Here is a 7,970-nt window from a genome sequence, read left to right as displayed (position 1 = left end):
ACCAGGATCAACATCGGGCGAACCCGAACATCTTGTGCCATATCCTTCTGAAGAGTACGCCGTTCGCGACAGGCAGTGACGGCGACACGAAGAGCCCCACCCCTGGGAGGCCCCCATGACCAGCGTGACGTCCCCACTTGCCGGGCGTGCCATCGGACTCGCGGCAGTGCCCGATCCGGTGTTCTCCGGCGCGATGGTGGGACCCGGCACCGCTATCGATCCCGTGCGCGAGCCGGCTGAGGCGGTGTCCCCCGTCGACGGTGTGGTCGTCTCCCTGCACCCGCACGCGTACGTGGTCGTCGACGGTGAGGGTCACGGTGTACTCACGCACCTCGGCATCGACACGGTTCAGCTCAACGGCGAGGGCTTCGAGCTCCTCGTGAACAAGGGCGACACCGTGACCCGCGGCCAGGCCGTCATCCGCTGGAACCCCGCTGCCGTCGAGGCGGCCGGCAAGTCGCCGATCTGCCCCGTCGTGGCGCTGGAGGCGACCGCCGAATCCCTCTCCGATGTCGTCGAATCCGGCGACGTGAAGGCTGACGAAGTTCTCTTCAGCTGGCAGTGACACGTCCGCCGGTACGAGCGGTCGGACATCCACCGCGGCGGGCCCGGGCCCGCCGCTCAATCGGAGACGGGTGAAATGGAGACAACGCTGCGAGGCGTCGGCGTGAGCCACGGGGTGGCGATCGGCGAGGTGCGGCACATGGGCACGGCGGTTCTGGAGCCGCCGGCCAGGCAGATCACCGCGGACGAGGCGGCGCGCGAACAGGGGCGCGCCCGTCAGGCCGTGAGTGCCGTGGCGGCCGATCTGATCGCGCGTGGCCAGCTGGCCGGTGGCGAGGCCCAGCACGTGCTGGAGGCCCAGGCGATGATCGCCGAGGACCCCGAGCTGATGGCGGACGTCGACCGGCGGATCGCCGTCGGCAGCACCGCGGAGCGCGGTGTGTACGACGCGTTCGCCGCATACCGCGACCTGCTCGCGGGAGCCGGCGAGTACATGGCTGGCCGGGTGGCCGACCTGGACGACGTACGCAACCGCATCGTGGCGCGGCTGCTGGGTGTGCCGATGCCGGGCGTGCCCGACAGTGACGAGCCGTACGTACTGATCGCGCGAGACCTGGCGCCCGCCGACACGGCGCTGCTCGACCCGGCGCTCGTCCTCGGTTTCGTGACCGAGGAGGGCGGGCCGACCAGCCACAGCGCGATCCTCGCGCGTGCGCTGGGCGTGCCGGCGATCGTGGCGCTGCCCGGTGCCGGTGAGATCGCCGAGGGCACCGTGATCGCGGTGGACGGCAGCACGGGCGACCTGTTCGTGGACCCGTCGCCGCAGAAGCGGGCCGAGCTGGAGGCCGCGGCCGCCGAGCGCAAGGCGGCCCTGGCCGCCTCGTCCGGTCCGGGTGCGACCTCCGACGGTCACAAGATGCCGCTGCTGGCCAATGTCGGCGGTCCCGCGGACGTGCCGGCTGCCGTCGAGGCCGGAGCGGAGGGTGTGGGACTGTTCCGCACCGAGTTCCTCTTCCTGGACGACAGCAAGAAGGCCCCGTCCGAGGAGAAGCAGGTCGAGTCCTACCGCAAGGTGCTCGAGGCCTTCCCCGAGGGCCGTGTCGTCGTGCGGGTGCTCGACGCGGGCGCCGACAAGCCGCTGGACTTCCTGACGCCGGGCGACGAGCCCAACCCGGCGCTGGGTGTGCGCGGGCTGCGCTCGCTGCTCGACCACCCGGACGTGCTGCGTACGCAGCTCACCGCGCTGGCCAAGGCTGCGGAGGGGCTGCCGGTCTACCTTGAGGTCATGGCGCCGATGGTCGCCGACCGGATCGATGCCAAGGCCTTCGCGGACGCCTGCCGGGAGGCCGGTCTGAAGGCGAAGTTCGGTGCGATGGTGGAGATCCCCTCCGCCGCGCTGCGGGCACGTTCCATCCTTCAGGAAGTCGAGTTCCTGTCGCTGGGCACGAACGACCTGGCCCAGTACGCCTTCGCCGCCGACCGTCAGGTCGGCGCCGTCTCGCGGCTCCAGGACCCGTGGCAGCCGGCACTGCTCGACCTGATCGCCATGGCGGCTGATGCCGCCCGGGCGGAGGGCAAGAGCTGCGGTGTCTGTGGCGAGGCCGCTTCGGATCCGCTCCTGGCCTGTGTGCTGACCGGTCTGGGTGTCACCTCTCTTTCCATGGGTGCCGCTTCGATTCCCTATGTGCGGGCGACGCTCGCCAAGTACACGCTGGCCCAGTGCGAGCGTGCCGCGGCGGCGGCCCGTGCCGCGGACAGCGCCGAGGAGGCCCGTGTGGCCGCGCAGGCGGTGCTGTCCGGCGAGTAGCCGGACGGTGCGGTGTGGTTTCGAGGGGCCTTCGCCGGTGGCGAGGGCCCCTCGGTCCGTTGCGGGCCGGTCAGTGGTGCGGTCCGGGCGCGTCGACCTCGTAGCCGGGGCAGTACTCGACTCCCGATTCGGGGGCGACGGGGTCTCCGGTGTCGGCGTCGGTGCAGTAGGCGTTGAAGACGGCCGCGGCCGACAGGGCGGTGAGCCGGCCGCGGTCCAGGCGCCAGCCGTGGACCCGGTCCCGGCGGCCCTCTCCGGTGGTGCGCACCACCAGTCCCCCGGGGCCGCCGAGGGCGAGTCCCGCGGCGAGGACCGTCACGAAGTCGAGGCCTTCCCGGCCCTCGATGCGGGGCGGGGTGTCCGGGTCGCCGTCGGTGGTGTCGGCGTGCAGGACGGCGACGAGCTGCTGGGCCTCGGTGGGGATGCTGCAGACGAAGTGGTGATGGCCGGGTCCGGCTCCGGCCACGAGGCGTTTGAGCGCGTCGGCCGCACGGTCGAAGGAGGCGTGGCCGATGTCCTCGCCGCAGTCCGCGCACTGGCCGACCTCGGCGAGGACGCCGGTGGCGTACTCCCAGGTGGCCTGGCGGACGGCCTCGTCGACGAGGAGCGGGACCAGTTCGTCGATGGTCTGGCCGGCGTACGGCAGGAGGGCGCCGCTGCCGGCGAGCTCGGCGGTGAAGCGGGCGCGGGTTCCGGCGGTGTCCGGGTCGAGGCCGGTCTCCCCGCAGAACTCCGCGTACTCCTCGGGGTCGAAGAGGGCGACGCTGGTGTGGATGCCCTGGGCCGCGAGGGACCTGAGCAGGCCGTCCACGTCGTGGAGGTAGTCGGCGTAGTCGGCGGGGTGGTCGAAGGCGAAGCTCCGGTATCCGCACATGGCCGCGAAGTCCCCGGCGTCGGCCAGCAGGCCGACGGTGCCGGGGACCTCGCGGCGCAGCAGGCGGCGCCGGTGGGTGGTGCGGGTCCGGTGCGTGCCCGTGGTCGTACCGGTGTCGTTCTTGCGTGGCATGACTCCCCCTGAGTGTCGCAAACACTTGCTCACTCAGAGTAATCATCGCCACTGACAGTGGCCTCAGCCGCGGGTGCGGGTGCGGGCCAGCTCCTCGTAGAAGTGGAGGAGGTCGAGGTTGTCGACGGATCCCGGGTTGACCGCCTTGGCCAAGGGCGTGCCCTGGAGGAGGCGCTTGACGGGGACCTCGATGCGCTTTCCGGTGAGGGTGTGCGGGATCGCGGGGACCTCGATGACCTCGTCGGGGACGTGGCGCGGGGAGAGCTCCTCGCGGATCGTCGCCTTGATCCGGGCGCGCAGGTCGTCGTCGAGGGTCGCGCCGGGGACGAGATGCACGAACAAAGGCATCCAGTAGCCGCCGTTCGGCTCCTCCAGGCCGATGACCAGGGATTCCTTGATCTCGGGGAGGCGTTCCACGGCCTCGTAGATGTCGGCCGAGCCCATGCGGACGCCCTGCCGGTTGAGCGTGGAGTCGGAGCGGCCGTGGATGATCACCGAGCCGTGGTCGGTGATGGTGATCCAGTCACCGTGGCGCCAGACGCCGGGGAACATCTCGAAGTAGCTGTCGCGGTAGCGGCTGCCGTCGGGGTCGTTCCAGAAGTGGATCGGCATGGACGGCATGGGGTTGGTGACGACGAGTTCGCCGACCTCGCCGGTGACCGGCTTGCCCGAGGGGTCCCAGGCCTGGAGGTCGGTGCCGAGGCAGGCGGCCTGGAGTTCGCCGATGTGGACCGGGAGGGTGGGGACGGCGCCCGCGAAGCAGCTGCACACGTCGGTGCCGCCGCTGACGGAGGCGATCCACAGGTCCTCGGCGACCTCGTCGTGGAGCCAGCGGAAGCCGTCGGGCGGGAGCGGGGAGCCGGTGGTGGCCACGCACTTCACGGCGGACAGGTCGAAGTCGCGGGCCGGGTGGACCTCGGCCTTGCGGCAGGCCATGACGTAGGCGGCGGAGGTGCCGTAGAGGGTGGCCTTCGTGCGCTCGGCGATGCGCCACTGGGCGCCGGTGTCGGGGTAGCCGGGGCTGCCGTCGTAGAGGACGACGGTCGTGCCGGTGAGCAGGCCGGAGACGAGGAAGTTCCACATCATCCAGCCGGTGGAGGTGTACCAGAAGAACCGGTCCCCGGGGCCGAGGTCGCAGTGCAGGCCGAGCTGCTTGAGGTGTTCGAGGAGGATGCCGCCCTGGGACTGGACGATGGCCTTGGGGAGGCCGGTCGTGCCGGAGGAGTACAGCACCCACAGGGGGTGGTCGAAGGGGACCGGTTCGAAGACGGGCTCGGTGTCGCCCGAGGTCAGGGCGGACCAGTCGAGGGCGCCGGCGGGGGCGGGCGTGCCGAGGAGCGGGATGTGCACGACGGCGCGCAGGGAGGGGAGGTCGGCGCGGAGCTCGGCGACGGTGTCGCGGCGGTCGTGCTCCTTGCCGCCGTAGCGGTAGCCGTCCACGGTGAACAGGACGACGGGCTCGACCTGCTGGAAGCGGTCGAGGACGCTGCGTGCTCCGAAGTCGGGGGCGCAGGAGGTCCAGACGCCGCCGACGGCGGCGGTGGCGAGGAGGGCGACGGTGGCCTCGGGGATGTTGGGGAGGTAGCCGCTGACCCGGTCGCCGGGGCGTACGCCGAGGGTGCGCAGTTCGGCCGCGAGCGACCCGACCTGGCGGCGGAGCTCGGCCCAGGCGACGGGGACGACCTCGTGGGTCTCGTCCACGTACAGGAGGGCGGGTTCGTCCGCGCGGGCCGGGTCCTCGGCGGCGCGCAGGGCGTGCTCGGCGTAGTTGAGGGTGGCTCCGGTGAACCAGCGTGCGCCGGGCATGGAGCGGTCGGCGAGGACGGATGCGTACGGGGTGGTGAAGCGGACGTCGAACCATTCGGCGACGGCCTGCCAGAAGGTGTCGAGCTCGTCGACGGACCAGCGGTGCAGAGCCGGGTAGCCGCCGTCGGCGGGGGCTCCGTGGCGCTCGGCGGCCCAGGCCTGGAAGGCGGTGATCCGGGCCGCGGCGATCCGGTCGGGGCCCGGTGCCCAGAGGGGTTCCGGCTGCGTGGCTGAGGTCATGGGTCGGCTCCCGGTCAAGTCTGCGGCTCGCGCTTCGTGTGCGTACGGTGCCATCGCGCGGGGGTGTGGGCGCGGCGGCTCACAGGGACCATGCCATGTGATCGTCCGCTGCACCAGGGCTGTCCTGGCGGGTCGGGTGATCGGCACCGGGGTGCCGCTGCCGGGTGAACGACAGTTGAACGCCGTCCCCTCGGCCGGGGGCCGGTGGCAGGGTGAGCGGCATGAACGGTCGTGATCTGGTACGTGCGGTGAAAGACATCGGTACGGAGCGCGGTCGGCGCGCCTGGCGCTCGGCCTGGCGCCACCGGCGCTCGGACGCGGTGGGGCTTCCGCGCCGGGGCGCGGAGCGGGCGCGCGTCCCCGGGCTGCTGACGGGTACGGAGGCCCGGCCGGGCGGGGGTGTGCTGCGGTTCGCGCGTTCCGAGCTGGTGGTACGGGTGACGGTGGGCGGCGCGGTGTTCTGGAGCTGGGACGGGGCCGGGCCGACGCCCTCGTACGCGGTGGTGGGCGAGGGGCCCGAGCCGGATCCGCGGGCCGTGCTGGAGCCGGACACCGGTGGCGGCTGGCGGGTGGTGTCGGAGCGGGTGACGGTGGCGGTGTCACGGCACGGGGCGCTGGAGGTGCGTACGCCGGGCGGGGCGGTGCTGCGGCGGGAGGCTCCGCCGCGGTGGTGGGAGCCGGTGGATCCGCGGATGGGGGCGGCGCGGTGGCTGCAGCGGAGCGAGGTGCCGGCGGACGCGCGGTTCTTCGGGCTGGGCGGGCGGGCGGCGGGGCCGCGGCTGCGCGACGGGGCGTACCGGTTGTGGAACACGGATCCGAAGGGGGGCTTCGGGCCGGGGGTCGATCCGCTGTACCTGACGATGCCGGTGCAGATGGTGGTCGCGGACGCGGGGACGCATCTGGTGTTCCACGACAACTCGTGGGACGGGCGGGTGGTGCTGCGTGAGGGTGAGGAGGGCGCGGGTTCGGGGGCGGACCGGCCGGGGGCGAGTGAGCTGCGGATGGAAGGCGGGCCGCTGCGGTGCTGGGTGCTGGTGGGGACGCCGGCGCGGGTGTTGCAGGGGTGGGCGGGGCTGACGGGGGCGGCTGCGGTGCCGCCGGAGTGGGCGCTGGGGTACCAGCACGCGCGGTGGGGCTTCGGGAGTGCGCAGGAGGTGCGGCGGGTGGTCGCGGGGTACGCGTCGCGCGGGCTCGCGCTGTCGGCCGTACACCTGGACATCGATCACTACGACGGGCACCGGGTGTTCACGGTGGACGAGGGGCGCTTCCCCGATCTGCCGGAGCTGTCGCGGGAGTTGGAGGAGCTGGGGGTGCGGCTCGTGTCGATCGTGGACCCGGCGGTGAAGGCGGGCGACGGGGTGCACGCGTCCGGGCTGACGGTGGGGGCGGGCGGGGCCTTCGTGCGGGACGCCCGGGGCGGGGAGGTGCGCGGTGAGGTGTGGCCGGGTGAGTGCGCGTACCCGGATTTCACGGATCCGGCGGTGCGGGAGTGGTGGGGCGGGCTGTACGAGGAGCGCCTGGCGCAGGGCTTCGCCGGTTTCTGGCACGACATGAACGAGCCGGTGTCCTTCGCGCCGTTCGGGGACACGACGCTGCCGAGGTCGGCGCGGCACGCGCTGGACGGGGCGGGCGGTGACCACCGCGAGGGGCACAACGTGTACGCGCTGGGGATGGCGCGGGCGGGGTGGGAGGGGCTGGTGCGGCTGCGGCCGGCCGAGCGGCCGTTCCTGTTCTCGCGGTCGGGGTGGGCGGGGATGCAGCGGTACGGGGGCACCTGGTCGGGGGACGTGGAGTCCAGCTGGGAGGGGCTGCGGGCCTCGTTGGCGCTGGTGTTGGGGCTCGGGCTGTGCGGGGTGCCGTACTCGGGTCCGGACGTCGGCGGGTTCGGGGGTTCACCGTCACCGGAGTTGTACGTGCGGTGGCTGCAACTGGGGGCCTATCTGCCGCTGTTCCGGACGCACTCGGCGATCTGGGCGGGGCGGCGGGAGCCGTGGGAGTTCGGGCCGGAGGTGGCGCAGCAGGCGGCGGCGGTGATGGCGGAACGGGAGCGGCTGCGGCCGTACTTCGTGACGCTGGCCCATCTGGCGCGGCGCACGGGGGCGCCGTACGTGCGACCGGTGTGGTGGGGGACGCCGGAGGAGCGGCGGTTGCGGGACTGCGAGGACGCGTTCCTGCTGGGCGACGCGCTGCTGGTGGCGCCGGTGCTGGAGTGCGGGGCGGACCGGCGGGCGGTGCGGCTGCCGCGGGGACGCTGGTACGACACGGCGACGGGGGCGGCGTACGAGGGGCCGGGCCAGATCCTGCTGGACGCGCCGCAGGGCCGGATCCCGGTGCTGGCGCGGGCGGGGGCGGTGCTGCCGGTGCGTGGCGCCTCCGGCGGCGGGGTGCGGCTGGAGGTGTGGGCTCCGGCCCGGGGGCGTACGGGGGGCGGGGTGGTGATCCGGGATCCGGGGCCGGGCTTCGAGGCGGGTGAGGTGGAGCGGTACACGGTGCGGTGGCTGGGGGACGCGGTGGTGGTGGAGGACGAGGCGGGCAACCCGGTGGAGGGAGTGACCGTACGGGGCCTGTAGGCACGCGGAGCCCGTCGGCGCACGGGACCGTCGACGT

5 protein-coding genes are annotated in these 7,970 nt (G+C 73.2%); 3 read left to right on the top strand and 2 right to left on the bottom strand.

What is annotated here, in order from left to right; translation table 11 throughout:
* Positions 1 to 115: 115 nt before the first annotated feature.
* Positions 116 to 565, top strand: coding sequence for a PTS sugar transporter subunit IIA (locus Sspor_RS34005; RefSeq protein WP_202202516.1), 450 nt, complete (start codon positions 116 to 118; stop codon positions 563 to 565).
* A 75-nt stretch (positions 566 to 640) separates the two neighbouring features.
* A complete protein-coding gene (gene ptsP / locus Sspor_RS34000) occupies positions 641 to 2,311 on the top strand; it encodes a phosphoenolpyruvate--protein phosphotransferase (RefSeq protein ID WP_202202514.1) in 1,671 nt (556 codons plus the stop codon).
* A 70-nt stretch (positions 2,312 to 2,381) separates the two neighbouring features.
* Here ptsP and Sspor_RS33995 read toward each other — a convergent pair whose 3' ends face one another.
* Together Sspor_RS33995 and Sspor_RS33990 are read right to left on the bottom strand one after the other, a co-directional pair.
* Positions 2,382 to 3,317: a DUF8829 domain-containing protein gene (locus Sspor_RS33995; RefSeq protein WP_237404142.1), complete on the bottom strand. Its 936-nt coding sequence runs from the start codon at positions 3,315 to 3,317 to the stop codon at positions 2,382 to 2,384.
* A gap of 63 nt (positions 3,318 to 3,380) precedes the next feature.
* Positions 3,381 to 5,363 (bottom strand): acetoacetate--CoA ligase, encoded by a 1,983-nt coding sequence (locus Sspor_RS33990; protein ID WP_202202513.1) that lies wholly within the window; start codon positions 5,361 to 5,363, stop codon positions 3,381 to 3,383.
* Positions 5,364 to 5,584: 221 nt separating this feature from the next.
* On the opposite strand from Sspor_RS33990, the gene Sspor_RS33985 reads away from it, so the two are divergent.
* The gene (locus Sspor_RS33985) at positions 5,585 to 7,933 is read left to right on the top strand and encodes a glycoside hydrolase family 31 protein (RefSeq protein ID WP_202202512.1); all 2,349 of its coding nucleotides are present in this window, start codon (positions 5,585 to 5,587) and stop codon (positions 7,931 to 7,933) included.
* Positions 7,934 to 7,970: the final 37 nt, after the last annotated feature.

The organism is Streptomyces spororaveus (assembly GCF_016755875.1).
Taxonomy (GTDB): Bacteria; Actinomycetota; Actinomycetes; order Streptomycetales; family Streptomycetaceae; genus Streptomyces; species Streptomyces spororaveus.
Note: the sequence above shows the minus strand (reverse complement) of the source record. Positions and strands in the feature narration are given on the sequence as shown.

What these genes read in the sequence shown, in the direction of transcription:
- Sspor_RS34005 (WP_202202516.1), top strand. Translation starts at nt 116, where the DNA reads ATGACCAGCGTGACGTCCCCACTTGCCGGGCGTGCCATCGGACTCGCG.
- ptsP (WP_202202514.1), top strand. Translation starts at nt 641, where the DNA reads ATGGAGACAACGCTGCGAGGCGTCGGCGTGAGCCACGGGGTGGCGATC.
- Sspor_RS33995 (WP_237404142.1), bottom strand. Translation starts at nt 3,317, where the DNA reads ATGCCACGCAAGAACGACACCGGTACGACCACGGGCACGCACCGGACC.
- Sspor_RS33990 (WP_202202513.1), bottom strand. Translation starts at nt 5,363, where the DNA reads ATGACCTCAGCCACGCAGCCGGAACCCCTCTGGGCACCGGGCCCCGAC.
- Sspor_RS33985 (WP_202202512.1), top strand. Translation starts at nt 5,585, where the DNA reads ATGAACGGTCGTGATCTGGTACGTGCGGTGAAAGACATCGGTACGGAG.